Consider the following 14,873-nt stretch of genomic DNA (forward strand, 5'->3'; position numbering starts at 1 on the left):
GTTGCCTTCCCCGGACGATCGCCTATTAATTCCGGCAACGTGAAAAAAGCTGACGGCCGGACATCAGTCCCGCGCCCGACGGGGAAACGGATTTCATGGAGTTGCAGGATCGTCCGCAGTCGCATGCGGGCACGGGAGCGGTTTCGTCGGGCGACCCGGCGGTGGCGCTCGGCGGTATCGACATCACCTTCCATCTCGCCGATGGCGGCCGCTATCAGGCGGTGAAGGCGATCGATCTCAAGGTTCATCCCGGCGAGTTCGTCTCGATCGTCGGGCCGACCGGTTGCGGCAAGTCCACGCTGCTGAATGCGGCGGCCGGGCTGCTCGCGCCCTCGGCCGGGACGGTCGGCATCTTCGGCAAGCCGCTTTCGGGCCTGAACCGGCGTGCCGGCTATCTCTTTCAGCAGGACGCCCTGATGCCGTGGAAGACGGCGCTGGAGAACGTCAAGGTCGCGCTGGAGCCGATGGGCGTGCCCGAGCGCGAGGCCGACCAGCGCGCGCGCGAATGGTTGGGACGCGTGGGCCTGCGCACCTTCGTCGATCGCTATCCGCACATGCTCTCCGGCGGGCAGCGCAAGCGCGTCAGCCTCGCGCAGATGCTGATCCGCAATCCCGAGATCCTGCTGATGGACGAGCCCTTCGGGCCGCTCGACGCGCAGACCCGGCAGATCATGGGCAATCTTCTGCTCGATCTCTGGTCGCGCGACCGCAAGGCGTTGATGTTCGTGACCCACGACCTGGAGGAGGCGATCGCGCTCTCAGACCGGGTCGTGGTGATGTCGGCCGGGCCGGCGGCGGGGATCGTCGCGGACTACAAGGTCGACCTGCCGCGCCCGCGCGACATCGCCGATATCCGGCTGGAGAAGGCCTTCCACGAAATCCATCGCGACATCTGGGCCTCGCTGCGCGTCGAGGTGCAGAAGGCCTATGCGATGGGCGAGGGGCGCGAGCTCGTCGGGGGAGACGCATCATGAAGCGGATGAAGCTGCTCTCGCTCCAGATCCTGGTGATGCTGGTCTTCCTGCTTGTCTGGCATGTGGTGACGACCACGAGCCTGTTCGGCGACGTCAAGACGCTGCAATTCTTCTTTTCGACGCCGGTCGCGGTGCTGACGCGCACCTTCAGGCAGCTCACCAGCGGGGACATCTACTGGCATCTCGGCATCACGCTGACCGAGACCGTGCTCGCCTTCGTCATCGGCTCGCTGGCCGGCATCCTGTTCGGCTTCGCCTTCGCGCGGCGCGAACTGCTCTCCGCGGTGTTCGATCCCTATATCAAGGCGGCGAACGCCCTGCCGCGCGTCGTGCTGGCGCCGATCTTCGCGCTCTGGTTCGGTCTCGGCATCTGGTCGAAGGTGGCGCTCGGCTTCACGCTGGTCTTCTTCATCGTGTTCTTCAACGTCTACCAGGGCGTGCGCGAGGTCTCGCCGACGATCCTGGCCAATGCGCGCATGCTCGGCATGAACGAGCGCCAGCTCTTCAGGCATGTCTATTGGCCCTCGGCCCTGACCTGGATGTTCTCCAGCCTGCATACCTCCGTCGGCTTCGCGCTGGTCGGCGCGGTGGTCGGCGAATATCTCGGTTCGTCCGCCGGGCTCGGCTACAAGATCCACGAGGCCGAGAGCGTGTTCGACGTCACGGGGGTGTTCTCGGGCATGCTGATCCTGGCGATCTTCGTCATCGCCATCGATTCGCTGGTGACGGTCGTCGAGAAGCGCCTGCTGATCTGGCGGCCGGGACAAAGCTCGACCACGACGACCTGAGCGGGAAGCCATGCGTGCCGCGTCCCTGCTTGCATGTTCGGCTCTGGCGATAGGCCTGTGCGGCGCCCCGCGCCCCGTGCAGGCGAAAACCGAAGCCATGCTGCAGGTCAACTCGGAGGGCCGGAGCAATGCAAAACGCCACCGCCTCGTGCTGACCAGCAAGGCCCGCGACGGCCGTGACGTCATGCTGGTGATATCCTGCCGGGTCTCGGATGCTTCGACCTATGGTGTCGCGCTCGATTTCGGTGCAGGGCGCGCGTGGTCGCTCGGCGGCGAGGACGTCACGGTGTCGCGTGACAGTGGCGAGGACATCGTCCAGCACATGGACAGTCGCGACGACTATCTCACGCTTGGCGGAAAGCGTGCGATCGCGCTTTTTCAGGGATTACTAGCCGGCCAGACGATGGCTTTCGCCGTCAGGCGGACATACACCGCCTCTTTCGATCTCGGCCAGGTTTCGCGCCACGTCTCGCGCTTCCGCCAATTGTGCAATGCCGGGTGAGACTTAGAGCATTTCCGGTTTAATCCGGGTCATATCCGGCTGCCTTGAAGAAGTTGACGCATTCGGTTGGCGAGAAGAGATCGACAACGGCGCCGACGGCATCCCAGAGCGCGCCGATTGAGCGCTCAGCCCTGGCTCGGAGCAGGGCTTTGAGCTTTGCGAAGGCATTCTCGATCGGGTTCATGTCAGGGCTGTAGGGCGGCAGGAACGAGAGTGTTGCGCCGGCACGCTCGATCGCCTCGCGAACGCCGGCCGGCTTGTGGGCGGGCAGGTTGTCCATCACGACGATGTCGCCCGGCTTGAGCGTCGGAACCAGCACCTGCTCGACATAGGCGAGGAAGACGACGCCGTTCATGGCGCCGTCGTAGACGAAAGGTGCGGTCATGCCATCGAGGCGCAAGGCTCCCGCGAAGGTCGTCGTCTTCCAGTGCCCGTGCGGAATACCGGCCCGGCAACGTTCGCCGCGCGGGGCACGGCCGCGCAAGCGGGCCATCTTGGTCGACAGGCCGGTCTCGTCGATGAAGACGAGGCGCCGGGGATCGAGATCGGGCTGGGCCTCGAACCAGTCGCGCCGCCGCTTCAGGACGTCGGGCCGCTCCTGCTCCAGTGCATGGGCGGTCTTTTTTTGAACGTCCAGCCTCGTCCGCAAAGCCAGGCGCTCAGGGCACTATGACCGATGACGACCGACCGCTCGCCCGACAGGCGCGCCATCATCTCGTTCAGCGTGATGTCCCGACGCTCCTCGATCAGCCCCACGATGAAGGCCTCATGCGCATCGAGGCGCGAGGTCCGACGCCGGCCCTGTATCCGCGCAGTGGTCTCACCCAGCCGCGCCCGTGCGATCCACCGGATCGCCGTCGAGATCCCCACCCCGAACCGGACCGCCGCCTGACGCGCCGACGCTCCATCCGTCGAAGCCTGCAAAACCCGCCCCCGAAGATCGTCGCTCAGTGCTCGTGCCATGCCAAACCTCATCCAACGATCACGTTGAATCAGGCGCCGGCCGCCCCGTCACTTCACAATCGATTCAATCAGCGCCGGAAGCGCTCTAGCTCGCTTGCCCGAGACGGTTGATCTCGCCTATCGTTGCCCGGATCGCGCCGTCAGAAGCGCCTTTTCATCAACACCGGAGGTTTCGCCATGAAGTTTACCCGCCGCGGCGCGCTGGCCGCTTTCGCGCTTTCGACCGCGCTCGGCGTCTCGCCGCATGCCGCACTCGCCCAGAATGCCGAGAAGCCAAAGGTCACGCTCGGCGTCGGCGGCAAGCAGCTGCTCTATTACCTCCCGCTCACGGTCGCGGAGAAGAAGGGCTACTTCAAGGAGCAGGGGCTCGATGTCGAGATCAACGATTTCGGCGGCGGCGCCAAATCGCTGCAGGCTCTGGTCGGCGGTTCGGTCGATGTCGTGACCGGTGCCTACGAGCATACGATCCGCATGCAGGCGAAGGGGCAGGACATCCGCGCCGTGATCGAGCTCGGGCGCTTCCCGGCCATCACCATCGCCGTGCGCAAGGATCTCGCCGACAAGGTGAAGTCGGCCGCCGATTTCAAGGGCCTCAAGATCGGCGTGACCGCGCCGGGCTCCTCGACCGCGCTGACCGCGCAATACGCCATGGTCAAGGCGGGCCTGAAGGCGACTGACGCCGCGATCATCGGTGTCGGAGCCGGAGCGAGCGCCATCGCCGCGATCAAGCAGAAGCAGGTCGACGTGATCTCGCATCTCGACCCGGTCACCTCGAAGCTCGAGGCCGATGGCGACATCGTCCCGGTGATCGACACCCGCACCGAGGCGGGCACCAAGGCGCTGTTCGGCGGCTCCAACCCGGCGGCGGTGCTCTATCTCAAGAACGATTTCGCCGAGAAGAACCCGGTCACGACCCAGAAGCTGGTCAATGCCCTGATGAAGGCCCTGAAATGGCTGGAGACGGCCAAGCCCGAGGATGTTGCGGCGCTGGTGCCGGAAGAGTACCTGCTCGGCGACAAGGCGCTCTATATCCGCGCGGTCAAGAGCTCGCAGGAAGCCTATTCGCGTACCGGGATCGCGATGCCGGATGCGATGAAGAGCATGTACGACTCGCTCAAGCTGCTCGACCCCGCGCTGACCAACTCCGATGTCGATCTGTCGAAGACCTTCATCGACAGCTTCGCCAAGAAGGCGGCCTCCGGATCCTGATTGTGGGCACGGGCGCGGCGTCTGTCTTTTGACGTCGCGTCCGTCCCGCGTTCCGTGCATGCTGCGCCGATTCGCGCTGGGGGAGACAGGTGAGCGGCGAAACGGCCTTTCTGGATGGCGGCGGCGACATGGCCGTTGCCATCCGCAATCATGACTGGAATACGACGTCGCTCGGGCCGATCGCCGATTGGCCGGCTGCGCTGAAAATCGCCGTCGGCATGATGGTCAATTCGCGCTTTCCCAAATGCATCGTCTGGGGCGCGGACCTGATTACGATCCATAATGACGCCTTCCGCCCGATCCTCGGCGACAAGCCGAGCGCTCTCGGCCGTTCCTTCCGCGATGTCTGGGGCGAGGTCTGGGACGATATCGGCCCCCTGATCGACAAGGCTTTCGCCGGCGAGGCGACCTTCATCGAGGATTTCCCGCTCACCATCGACCGTTACGGCCATCCCGAAGAGGCGTGGTTCACCTTCTGCTACAGCCCCATCCGCGACGAGAACGGCCGGGTTCTCGGCATGATCGACACGGTGATGGAGACGACCGGCAAGATGGAGGCGGAGCGCAACGGCCGCCTGCTCAATGCCGAGCTCGCCCATCGCATGAAGAACACGCTGGCCATGATCGCGGCGATCGCCAGCCAGACCTTCCGCTCGGCCGAGACGCTGGAGGAGGCGCAGTCGATCCTCAGCGACCGCATCGCGACGCTCGGCGAAGCGCACAGCATCCTGACCCGGTCGAGCTGGAGCAGCGCGCCGATCCGCGCCGTGATCGACGGCGCGCTGGCGCCGCACCGCTCGGATATCGGCACGATCCGCATCGAAGGCCCGCCGCTGCAATTGACCGCCGACCAGGCGATGACGCTGGCGCTGGCCGCCAACGAGCTGGCGACGAACGCTGTGAAATACGGCGCGCTCTCGGTCGAAAGCGGCGAGGTCTCGGTCCGCTGGAGCGTCGGCCGGCTGCAGAGCGAGGACGTCTTCCGCTTCGAGTGGATCGAGAGCGGCGGGCCGCCGGTGGTCAAGCCGCGACGGCAAGGCTTCGGCTCGCGATTGGTCGAGCGCGTCATGGCGCAGAAATTCCAGGGCGAGGTCGCGCTGGATTACCGGCCCGAGGGCCTGCGCTATGTCCTGACCACGACGATGGCCAATATCGCGCCGCGGGAATGACTGCCGGGCGCGAGCGATGGATCGCTTCACCGCTTTCGATTTGCGCCCCGCGCGGGAGCCGTTAGGTTCGCGGTCCCACCGCGAACGGGGTATCGCTTCGGACCATGAATATTCTCTCGATCCAGTCCCATGTTGCCTTTGGCCATGTGGGCAATGCCTCCGCGACCTTTCCGATGCAGCGACTCGGTGTCGATGTCTGGCCGATCCATACGGTGCAGTTCTCGAACCATACGGGCTATGGCAGCTGGAAGGGCCGCGTCTTCGACGGCGGCATGATCGACGAGGTGATGGAGGGCATCGCCGAGCGCGGCGTGCTCGCCCAGTGCGACGGCGTGATCTCCGGCTATATGGGCTCGGCCGATATCGGCCACGCCATCCTCTCGGCGGTGGAGCAGGTGCGCGCCGCCAACCCGAAAGCACTCTACTGCTGCGATCCCGTGATCGGCGATGTCGGCCGGGGCGTATTCGTGCGGCCGGGCATCCCGGAATTCATGCGCGAGCAGGCCGTGCCGGCTGCGGACATCGTGACGCCGAACCAGTTCGAGCTGGAATTGCTGACCGATATCGAGATCAGGACCATCGCCGACGCGCATCGCGCCGTGGAAACGCTGCGCGATGCCGGACCGAGGGTCGTGATGGTGACCTCGCTCGTGACCGAGGAGACGCCGGACGATTCGATCGATCTGATGGCGGCGGATGCCAGGGGGAGCTGGCGGGTGCGCACGCCCAAGCTCGACGTCAGCGTGAACGGCGCTGGCGATGCGATCGCGGCGCTGTTCTTCACCCATTACCTGCGCGAGGAATCGGCGGCGGCCGCGTTGTCGAAGGCTGCGTCCTCGATTTACGGCCTGCTGAAGCGGACGAAGGAGGCGGGCTCGCGCGAGATCCTGACCGTGGCGGCGCAGGACGAGTTCGTCACGCCCTCGCAGGTCTTCGAGCCGGAAGCGATCTGAGCGTATCGCGATGAAGCTGCGCGTCGGCACCTTCAATGTCGAGAACCTGTTGACGCGGCATCGCTTCGAGCCGGGCGGGCGCACCGAGACGGCCGCCGCGATGTCGCTGTTCCATTTTCCGCGCGCCGACGAGCGCGACGCGGTGGAGCGCTCGCTCGCGGTCGCGCTGGAGGACGACAAGCGCCAGATGACGGCGCTCGCCATCGCCGAGGCGCAGGCCGATCTCTGGATGCTGCAGGAAGTCGATTCGCTGGCCAGCCTGCAGGCCTTCTTCGCCAATTACGTCCACCGCATCGCCGACCATCGCTACGGCCATTTCGCGCTGCTCGACGGCAATGATCGCCGCAGCATCGATATCGGCTTCGCGGCGCGGCGCGACCTGTTCGGGCAGGGGCAGGTCACAGTGCGCTCGCACAAGGACCTGACCTTCGCTGAGGCCGGCGTGCATGATCGCGAACTCGCCGCGCTCGGCATCGGGCCGCATGGCAAGGTCTTCGCCCGCGACTGCCTGGAGGTGGAGCTGAGTTTCGCCGGGCGCCGCCTCAGCCTGTTCGGCTGCCATCTCAAGTCGATGAACAACGGCCGCGAGGATGGACGCATCGCGACGCTGCCGGTGCGCCGGGCGGAGGCGCGCGCCGTGCGCTGGCTGATCCAGCAGCGCTTCGGCGGCGGCTGGCGCGAGACCAACTGGATCGTGCTCGGCGATCTCAACGGCTATCGCTACGGGCTCGGCCCGCGCGCCGAGGTCGTCGACGAGGGTGCCAGCGGCATCGAGCCGCTGCTCGACGATTTCGCGGTCGATCCGATGGAGACGCTGCCGGCGCATGAGCGCTGGACGCATTTCCGGCGCTACTGGTCCGAGAGCCAGGACAAGCTGATCGACAGCCATATGCCGCTCGACCACATCCTGCTCTCGCCGGCGCTGGCGGCGGCGAATCCGAAGCCTGCCATGCAGATGATCCGGCGCGGCCTGCCGTATCGCGTACCGCTCGATCCGCGCGCGCCGGACCGCTCGATGGCCTCGCTCGCGACCTGCGCGAACCGCTATCCGCGCGTCGGCTGGGACCGGCCCAAGGCCTCAGACCACTGCCCGCTGACCATCGATCTCGACATTCCCGAGGGCTGACACGATGAAACGCCGCTTCGTCACGCTCGACGTCTTCACCACGCGCCGCCATGCCGGCAATCCGCTCGCGGTCGTGCTCCAGTCGGACGGGCTCGACACCGAGGCGATGCAGGCGATCGCCCGGGAGTTCAACCTGTCCGAGACGGTTTTCGTCGCGCCGCCCGAGAAGCCGGAGCATCGGGCTGCCATCCGCATCTTCACGCCAGGTGGTGAACTGCCCTTCGCAGGGCATCCGACGGTCGGCACGGCGGTCTGGCTCGCGCTGACCGACGAGGCCGGGGGCAAGCCCGCCGACATGCTGGTTCTGGAGGAAAAGGTCGGGCCGGTCTCCTGCGCCGTCTCGATCAAGGGCAGCCATGCGGGGCAGGCGACCTTCACCTTGCCGCGTTTGCCGGAGCGTGCGGGCGAGACGGGGACGCCTGCTGCGATTGCCGCGGCGCTAGGGCTCCAGACCGGCGATATCGGTTTTGGGACGCATGTGCCGACGCTTTTCAGCGGGGGCGTGCCGTTTCGCTGCGTTCCGGTGGCGAGCGGCGAGGCAATTGGCCGTGCGCGGCTCGAACGCGGGCATTGGTCCACGGCGTTTGGCGATGGCGGGGCTTTCCTCTACACCCGCGAGACCACCGAGCCCGGCCATGATTTTCACGCGCGGATGTTTTGGCCGGGCGCCGGCATCGAGGAGGACCCGGCGACCGGTGGCGCGGTCGCGGCCTTTGCCGGGGCGATCATGGCCTATGACCAGCCGGAAGATGGCGACCACCGCCTCGTCGTCGAGCAGGGCTACGAGATGGGCCGGCCATCGCAGATCACGCTGGAGCTGAGCGTGCGCGACGGCGCGCTGATCTCGGCGCGGATCGGCGGCTCGGCCGTCGTCGTGAGCGAGGGCGTGCTGCTGTGAACGATGGCGTGGAGAACAGCACGATCATTCGGCTGTCACGGATCGATGCCCGCGTCGAGCCTTACGATTGGGCTTTCGCGCGCGAGAACGCCGCCCTGATCGTGGCGCATTGGGCGGAGATCAGCGCCGATAAGCCGGCGATGTTCAATGGCCGCGTCATGCTGCAGCATCGCGCCGCGATCCGCGACGGGGTGTTCGAGGCCGGCTATTTCGAGACCGACTATGCGGCTTTCATGACCTGGCGCGACCTCGGTCATCCCGGTCCGATCATCCGCAACGGCTTCGCGATGGCGGCGCTCATGGCCAATGACGGCGCCTTTCTCTGCGGCAAGATGGGCGACCACACCGCCAATGCCGGCAAGGTCTATTTCGCCGCCGGCACGCCCGACCGCGACGACGCCCGGCCCGACGGCACGCTCGACCTCGCCGGCAGCGTCACCCGCGAGCTCGGCGAGGAGACGGGCCTGCGCGCCGAGGAGCTTCAGGTGGGCGAGGGCTGGACGGCGCTGATCGAGCAGGGCCGCATCGCCTTCATGCGCGAGGTCAGGATCGACCTGCCGGCCGAGGAGGCGCGAGCGCTGATGCTGGAGCGGATGAAGCATCTCGAAGAAGAAGAGCTCTCCGACATCGTCATCGTGCGCAATCTCACCGATACCGAAAAGCACGATATGCCGCCCTTCATGCGCCGCTATCTCGCACATATCTTCGAGACGGACCGATCCTGACCCTTGCGGTCATCCCGGACAAGCCGCGTCAGCGGCGCCGATCCGGGATCCATTCCTGAACCGTTCCGGAATGGATCCCGGGTCTTCGCTTCGCTGCGCCCGGGATGACACGTGCCTGTTCTGACCGACGCCGCGATGTTGAAAGGCCGATAATATGACCGCCTATCCCGAAGCCTTGCCCTTGCCGGCCGAAAATCCCTTCGCGACGCGCTGGGAGACGCCGTTCCGGTTGCCGCCCTTCGCCGCGATCAAGCCGGAACATATCCGTCCGGCTTTCGACGCGGCGCTGGCCAAGCACAAGGCCGAGATCGCGGCGATCGTGGCCGACGAGGCTGCGCCCGATTTCACTAATACGATCGAGGCGCTGGAGCGGGCAGGCCGCGCGCTCAGCCGCGTCGGCGGCGTGTTCTACAACCTGACCGGCGCCGATACGAACGAGGCCTTGCAGGCGATCGAGCGCGAGATGTCGCCGATCACCTCGCGGCACTGGTCGGCGATCATGATGGACGAGGGGCTGTTCGCCCGCGTCGACGCCGTCAATGCCAGGCGCGATACGCTCGGTCTCAGCCCGGAGCAGGCGCGCCTGCTGGAGCGCAGCTACAAGGGCTTCATCCGCTCGGGTGCGAAGCTGAACGCCGAGGACAAGAAGCGCCTCGCCGCGATCAACGAGCGGCTCGCGGGGCTCGGCACCCAGTTCAGCCAGAACGTGCTGAAGGACGAAGCCTCCTATGCGCTCTTCATCGAAGGCGAGGCGGGTCTGGCCGGTCTGCCGGAGTTCGTGAAGGCGGCGATGGCGCGTGCGGCTGCCGACCGCGGCAAGCCCGGCCGGCATGCAGTGACGCTGTCGCGCTCGATCATCGAGCCGTTCCTGACCTTCTCGACCCGGCGCGACCTGCGCGAGCAAGCGTTCATCGCCTGGAGCAGGCGCGGCGAGAATGGGGCTGAGAACGACAACCGTGCCATCGTCGCCGAGATGGTGAAGCTGCGCGCCGAGAAGGCGAAACTGCTGGGCTATCCGACCTTCGCGCATTTCAAGCTCGACGACGCCATGGCCAAGACGCCGGAGCATGTGCGCGGGCTCTTGGAACTGGTCTGGAAGCCGGCCAAGGCGCGCGCGGCCCGCGAGGCGGCCGATCTCGCGGCGCTGGCGCAGAGCGAGGGCGAGAACGGCCCGATCCGCCCCTGGGACTGGCGCCATTATGCCGAGAAGGTCCGGCAGAAGACCTATGCGCTCGACGAGGCCGTGCTGAAACAGTATCTGCAGCTCGACCGCGTCCGGCAGGCGGCCTTCGACGTCGCCGGCAAGCTGTTCGGGCTGTCCTTCGCGGAGCGGCCGGAGCTTCAGGGCTATCACCCGGACGTGCGCATCTTCGAGGTGACGGAGACCGCGAGTGGGCGCCATATCGGCCTGTTCGTCGGCGATTATTTCGCACGGGCCTCGAAGCGTTCCGGCGCCTGGATGAGCGCCTTCCGCGGGCAGCGCAAGCTCGATGGCGAGACCCGGCCGATCATCGTCAATGTCTGCAATTTCGCCAAGCCGGCCGAGGGCAAGCCGGCGCTGCTCTCGCTCGACGATGCCCGCACGCTGTTCCACGAATTCGGCCATGCGCTGCACGGGCTGCTCTCGGACGTGACCTACGGCTCGCTGGCGGGCACGTCGGTGGCGCGCGATTTCGTCGAACTGCCCTCGCAGCTCTACGAGCACTGGTTCATGACCCGAGAGGTGATGCGCGAATATTGCCGCCATGCCGAGACCGGCGAGCCGATCCCCGAGGCGCTGATCGAGAAGATCGAGAAGGCCCAGACGTTCAATCAGGGCTTCGCCACGGTGGAATACACCTCCTCGGCGCTGGTCGATCTGGCCTTCCATTCGCTGGAAGCGCCGGCGGCGGTCGATCCGCTCGCTTTCGAGGCGGCGGAATTGGCCCGCCTCGGCATGCCCGCCGAGATCACGATGCGGCATCGCACGCCGCATTTCACCCATGTCTTCTCGGGCGACGGCTATTCGGCGGGCTACTACAGCTATCTCTGGTCCGAGGTGATGGATGCCGACGCCTTCAACGCCTTCACCGAGACCGGCGACGTGTTTTCGCCCGCCGTGGCGGAAAAGCTGAAGCGCTACATCTATTCGGCGGGCGACACGCGCGACGCGGCCGAGGCCTATACGCTCTTCCGTGGCCGCCTGCCGACGCCGGATGCGCTGCTGGAGAAGCGGGGGCTGGCGGCGTAACCGCGCAGCCCGTCATGGTCGGGCTGGTCCCGACCACCCCCGTCTTCCTTTGGCGAGGGCAGTGTTCAAGACGTGGATGCTCGCCACAAGGGCGAGCATGACGGCGGAACGGGCTCAGCCCGGATAACCGAACTTCGCCTTGGTCGCGCGGATCTGGCCGATCGCGCCGGCTTCGTTCCCGCCCGAGCAGGTCGTGCGGGCGCGCGAAATCTCGCCGCTGACCCGGTCATGCACACCCTTGGTGGTGTGGCCGGTCGCGAGATCGTTGTCGATCACCGCCTGGAAGCGCTCGACCTCACCTGAACAGCCGGTCCCCGACGGCATGCGGAAGGTGTTCGGCGTCACGCCGGGCGCGGCCTGCGAAGGCGGCGGGGCCGGGGGCGGGCCGCCCGATGGCGTCTGGCAGGCCGAGAGCAGGAGCGCGGCGAAAGCCGGGGCGAGAAGGGTTGAGACGCGCATCGGGAAAGCTCCGGCTGATCGTCCGCGAAACATGACCGATTCCTCCGGCCCGGCAAAGCCGCCGTCAGTCGCGCTCGGGCATGAAGAGCGCGACCATGGTGAAGAGGGCCGCCGCACCGGCGGCCAGCCAGATCGCGTCGAGCCCGATGCGGCCATGCGCGACGGCGCCGGCAACCGCGCCGCTGAGCAGGCCGAGCCAGAGCACGAAATGGCGCAGGAAGGCGAGCTTCGGCCCGCCGAGCAGGGCGCCGGCGATGCGCTGACCCATCTTCACCAGCGTGCCGGTCATGTAGGTCAGGCCGATCGTGACCTCGCCGTCGCGCTGGAAGACGCTGTTCTCCGCGCCCATCGCCATGGCGAGCACGCCGGCGCCGGCCACGCCGAACCCGATCGTATCGAGGCCCGCCGAAACCAGGAGAGCAAGGGTGACGAAGGCGAGCACCGCCGCCTTGCGCTGGCGCGCGGCGAAATGCCCGGCAAGCGAGCCGCCGACGACGCCGAGCACGAAGAGCCCGAGGATCGTGGCGGCGAGCAGGATGCCGCCGGCATGCCGGCCGGCGAGCTCGATGGCGAAGCGGGTGGTGTTGCCGCTCATGAAGGAGACGAAGAAGCCGCCGAGGCTGAGGAAGCCGAGCGCATCGACGAAGCCGGCGAGGCCCGACAGGCAGAAGGCGAGGCCGATGACAGGGCGGTCATAGCGCATCATGGGGCGGCGCTCCGGCGATCCAGGCCGGTTGCCGACGCTGCGCGATCCCGGCCGAATCACGCATCGCCATTCTAATTCACAGATGCTGTGCGTTCTTATTTCCGGCATGCATGAGACATATGCTTGCGCCTCGCCCGCGCTTTCGGTTACACCCTGTCCCGTCGATTTGAGGAACGCCTGTGGTTTCGACCGCCCGCCATGACCTGACGAAGGACTGCGCCGCTGCGCAGGTCGTCGGCATGCGCGCCCGCGCTCCGTTCTCGCTTCTCGGCCTTCTTCTCCTTAGCTGCCCCTGAGGGCCGGCCGGGCATGCTGCCTGGGCGCTCAGGGGACTGACGAGAACCGCCGACAGAAAACCCAGCGCCCGCCTTTTCCAGAATTCCGCGGCGCGCCGACACCCGGAAGCAGAATCATGACCAATCCGACCCAGTCCGGCTCCGCCCAGAAGCCTTCGGACAAAGACCGCGTCCTGATCTTCGACACCACCTTGCGCGACGGCGAGCAGTGCCCCGGCGCCACCATGACCTTCGAGGAGAAGCTGGAAGTCGCCGACGCACTCGACGCGATGGGCGTCGACATCATCGAGGCCGGCTTCCCGATCGCGTCCGAAGGCGATTTCGAGGCGGTATCCGAGATCGCGCGGCGCCTGAAGCGCGCGACCGTCGCGGGCCTGGCCCGCGCCATCAGCGCCGATATCGCCCGGGCCGGCGAGGCCGTGCGCCATGCGGTGAAGCCGCGCATCCACACCTTCGTCTCGACCTCGCCGATCCATCTGGAGCACCAGATGCGCAAGACGCAGGACCAGGTGCTGGAGATCATCACCGCGACGGTGACGCAGGCGCGCAATCTGGTCGAGGATGTCGAGTGGTCGGCGATGGACGCGACCCGCACGCCGATCGACTATCTCTGCCGCACGGTCGAGGCCGCGATCAGGGCCGGGGCGACGACGATCAACCTGCCCGATACGGTCGGTTACGCCACGCCGGACGAGTACCGCACCATGTTCAAGGCCGTGCGCGAGCGCGTGCCGAACGCCGACAAGGCGATCTTCTCGGCGCATTGCCATAACGACCTGGGGCTGGCCGTCGCCAATTCGCTGGCGGCGATCGAGGGCGGCGTCCGGCAGGTCGAGTGCACGATCAACGGCATCGGCGAGCGCGCCGGCAATGCCGCGCTGGAAGAGATCGTCATGGCGCTGCGCGTGCGCGGCGACGTGATGCCCTACGACACCGGCATCGACGCGACCCAGCTGATGCGCGTCTCCAAGGCCGTTTCGACCGCCTGTTCCTTCCCGGTGCAGTACAACAAGGCGATCGTCGGCCGGAACGCCTTCGCGCACGAGAGCGGCATCCACCAGGACGGCATGCTGAAGAACAACACCACCTACGAGATCATGACGCCGGAATCGGTCGGCGTGACCAAGACCTCGCTGGTGATGGGCAAGCATTCCGGCCGTGCCGCCTTCCGCTCCAAGCTGAAGGAGATGGGCTACGAGCTGGGCGACAACCAGCTCGAGGATGCCTTCACCCGCTTCAAGGCGCTGGCCGACCGCAAGAAGCATGTCTACGACGAGGATATCGAGGCGCTGGTCGACGAGAACATCGCGACCGCCCATGACCGCATCAAGCTGGAATCGCTGACCGTGATCGCCGGCACGCGCGGCCCGCAGCGCGCGACCATGAAGCTCGATGTGGACGGCAGGCAGGTCACAGAGGAGGTCGAGGGGAACGGGCCGATCGACGCGATCTTCAACGCGATCAAGGCGATCGTGCCCCATGAGGTGACGCTGGAGCTCTACGACGTCCATGCCGTGACCGAGGGCACGGATGCGCAGGCCGAGGTGACGGTTAGGCTCTCGCGCGATGGCTCGTCGGTCACCGGCCGCGGCGCCGATCCCGACACGCTGGTCGCCTCGACCAAGGCCTATCTCGCCGCGCTGAACAAGCTGATCGCGCGGGGCGGGCGCCTGCACGCGCAGGCGGCGGAGTAAGAGGGGCTGTCGAGGGGCGCCCTTATGAAAGGGTGTCATCCCGTGCGCGCTGCAGCGTGAAACGCTGCGGCGCAGACACGGGACCGCGTGACGATTGGGGCTCCCTTCCTGAAGCGCTCCGCAAAGGCTCCTCTTCCTGAGGACGGTCCCGTGTCTGCGCAGCGGCATTCCATGCCGCAGC

Annotated in this window: 14 protein-coding genes; 11 read left to right on the forward strand and 3 right to left on the reverse strand. The window is 66.7% G+C overall.

Annotated features, from left to right (window positions below; translation table 11 throughout):
* The first annotated feature begins 95 nt into the window (after positions 1-95).
* The 3 genes from OCUBac02_RS09965 to OCUBac02_RS09975 all read left to right on the forward strand — a co-directional run bounded on the left by OCUBac02_RS09965 (position 96) and on the right by OCUBac02_RS09975 (position 2,264).
* Positions 96-974 carry an ABC transporter ATP-binding protein gene (locus OCUBac02_RS09965; protein ID WP_173045311.1) on the forward strand — a complete coding sequence of 293 codons (879 nt, stop codon included), beginning with the start codon at positions 96-98 and terminating at the stop codon, positions 972-974.
* On the forward strand, positions 971-1,762 hold the full coding sequence (locus OCUBac02_RS09970; protein ID WP_173045313.1) for an ABC transporter permease: 792 nt from the start codon (positions 971-973) through the stop codon (positions 1,760-1,762). Before OCUBac02_RS09965 ends, OCUBac02_RS09970 begins: the two co-directional genes overlap by 4 nt.
* 97 nt (positions 1,763-1,859) lie before the next feature.
* Positions 1,860-2,264: a hypothetical protein gene (locus OCUBac02_RS09975; RefSeq protein WP_173045315.1), complete on the forward strand. Its 405-nt coding sequence runs from the start codon at positions 1,860-1,862 to the stop codon at positions 2,262-2,264.
* A 19-nt stretch (positions 2,265-2,283) separates the two neighbouring features.
* Here OCUBac02_RS09975 and OCUBac02_RS09980 read toward each other — a convergent pair.
* A protein-coding gene (locus OCUBac02_RS09980) for an IS630 family transposase (protein WP_244639150.1) occupies positions 2,284-3,227 on the reverse strand; the annotation gives its coding sequence in 2 pieces (ribosomal slippage) (positions 2,284-2,891 and positions 2,891-3,227; 945 coding nt in all).
* A gap of 177 nt (positions 3,228-3,404) precedes the next feature.
* Between OCUBac02_RS09980 and OCUBac02_RS09985 the strand changes: the two genes are divergently transcribed.
* The 7 genes from OCUBac02_RS09985 (at position 3,405) to OCUBac02_RS10015 (ending at position 11,537) form a co-directional block, all read left to right on the forward strand.
* Positions 3,405-4,436, forward strand: coding sequence for an ABC transporter substrate-binding protein (locus OCUBac02_RS09985; RefSeq protein ID WP_173045317.1), 1,032 nt, complete (start codon positions 3,405-3,407; stop codon positions 4,434-4,436).
* An 89-nt stretch (positions 4,437-4,525) separates the two neighbouring features.
* Positions 4,526-5,605, forward strand: coding sequence for a sensor histidine kinase (locus tag OCUBac02_RS09990; protein ID WP_173045319.1), 1,080 nt, complete (start codon positions 4,526-4,528; stop codon positions 5,603-5,605).
* Between the two features lie 104 nt (positions 5,606-5,709).
* Entirely contained in the window at positions 5,710-6,558 is an 849-nt protein-coding gene (pdxY, locus tag OCUBac02_RS09995) for a pyridoxal kinase PdxY (protein WP_173045322.1), read from the forward strand.
* 10 nt (positions 6,559-6,568) lie between these two features.
* A complete protein-coding gene (locus tag OCUBac02_RS10000) occupies positions 6,569-7,684 on the forward strand; it encodes an endonuclease/exonuclease/phosphatase family protein (RefSeq protein ID WP_173045323.1) in 1,116 nt (371 codons plus the stop codon).
* Positions 7,685-7,688: 4 nt separating this feature from the next.
* Positions 7,689-8,582, forward strand: coding sequence for a PhzF family phenazine biosynthesis protein (locus tag OCUBac02_RS10005; RefSeq protein ID WP_173045325.1), 894 nt, complete (start codon positions 7,689-7,691; stop codon positions 8,580-8,582).
* The gene (locus OCUBac02_RS10010; protein ID WP_173045327.1) at positions 8,579-9,307 is read left to right on the forward strand and encodes an NUDIX hydrolase; all 729 of its coding nucleotides are present in this window, start codon (positions 8,579-8,581) and stop codon (positions 9,305-9,307) included. Before OCUBac02_RS10005 ends, OCUBac02_RS10010 begins: the two co-directional genes overlap by 4 nt.
* A gap of 154 nt (positions 9,308-9,461) precedes the next feature.
* Positions 9,462-11,537, forward strand: a complete 2,076-nt coding sequence (locus tag OCUBac02_RS10015) for a M3 family metallopeptidase (RefSeq protein WP_173045329.1) — start codon at positions 9,462-9,464, stop codon at positions 11,535-11,537.
* 114 nt (positions 11,538-11,651) lie between these two features.
* Here the strand turns inward: OCUBac02_RS10015 and OCUBac02_RS10020 are convergent, their stop codons facing one another.
* Together OCUBac02_RS10020 and OCUBac02_RS10025 are read right to left on the reverse strand one after the other, a co-directional pair.
* A complete protein-coding gene (locus OCUBac02_RS10020) occupies positions 11,652-11,996 on the reverse strand; it encodes a hypothetical protein (RefSeq protein WP_173045331.1) in 345 nt (114 codons plus the stop codon).
* Between the two features lie 64 nt (positions 11,997-12,060).
* Positions 12,061-12,702 (reverse strand): YoaK family protein, encoded by a 642-nt coding sequence (locus tag OCUBac02_RS10025; protein WP_173045333.1) that lies wholly within the window; start codon positions 12,700-12,702, stop codon positions 12,061-12,063.
* A gap of 412 nt (positions 12,703-13,114) precedes the next feature.
* Between OCUBac02_RS10025 and OCUBac02_RS10030 the strand changes: the two genes are divergently transcribed.
* Positions 13,115-14,692 (forward strand): 2-isopropylmalate synthase, encoded by a 1,578-nt coding sequence (locus OCUBac02_RS10030; protein ID WP_173045335.1) that lies wholly within the window; start codon positions 13,115-13,117, stop codon positions 14,690-14,692.
* Positions 14,693-14,873: the final 181 nt, after the last annotated feature.

The sequence above is a fragment of the Bosea sp. ANAM02 genome (assembly GCF_011764485.1).
In the GTDB taxonomy this organism is placed as follows: domain Bacteria; phylum Pseudomonadota; class Alphaproteobacteria; order Rhizobiales; family Beijerinckiaceae; genus Allobosea.

Excerpts from the sequence above, each read along its gene's own strand:
- OCUBac02_RS10030 (WP_173045335.1), top strand. The coding sequence starts at position 13,115 with ATGACCAATCCGACCCAGTCCGGCTCCGCCCAGAAGCCTTCGGACAAA.
- pdxY (WP_173045322.1), top strand. The coding sequence starts at position 5,710 with ATGAATATTCTCTCGATCCAGTCCCATGTTGCCTTTGGCCATGTGGGC.
- OCUBac02_RS10005 (WP_173045325.1), top strand. The coding sequence starts at position 7,689 with ATGAAACGCCGCTTCGTCACGCTCGACGTCTTCACCACGCGCCGCCAT.
- OCUBac02_RS10015 (WP_173045329.1), top strand. The coding sequence starts at position 9,462 with ATGACCGCCTATCCCGAAGCCTTGCCCTTGCCGGCCGAAAATCCCTTC.
- OCUBac02_RS10000 (WP_173045323.1), top strand. The coding sequence starts at position 6,569 with ATGAAGCTGCGCGTCGGCACCTTCAATGTCGAGAACCTGTTGACGCGG.
- OCUBac02_RS10020 (WP_173045331.1), bottom strand. The coding sequence starts at position 11,996 with ATGCGCGTCTCAACCCTTCTCGCCCCGGCTTTCGCCGCGCTCCTGCTC.
- OCUBac02_RS09975 (WP_173045315.1), top strand. The coding sequence starts at position 1,860 with ATGCTGCAGGTCAACTCGGAGGGCCGGAGCAATGCAAAACGCCACCGC.
- OCUBac02_RS09970 (WP_173045313.1), top strand. The coding sequence starts at position 971 with ATGAAGCGGATGAAGCTGCTCTCGCTCCAGATCCTGGTGATGCTGGTC.
- OCUBac02_RS09985 (WP_173045317.1), top strand. The coding sequence starts at position 3,405 with ATGAAGTTTACCCGCCGCGGCGCGCTGGCCGCTTTCGCGCTTTCGACC.
- OCUBac02_RS10025 (WP_173045333.1), bottom strand. The coding sequence starts at position 12,702 with ATGATGCGCTATGACCGCCCTGTCATCGGCCTCGCCTTCTGCCTGTCG.
- OCUBac02_RS09965 (WP_173045311.1), top strand. The coding sequence starts at position 96 with ATGGAGTTGCAGGATCGTCCGCAGTCGCATGCGGGCACGGGAGCGGTT.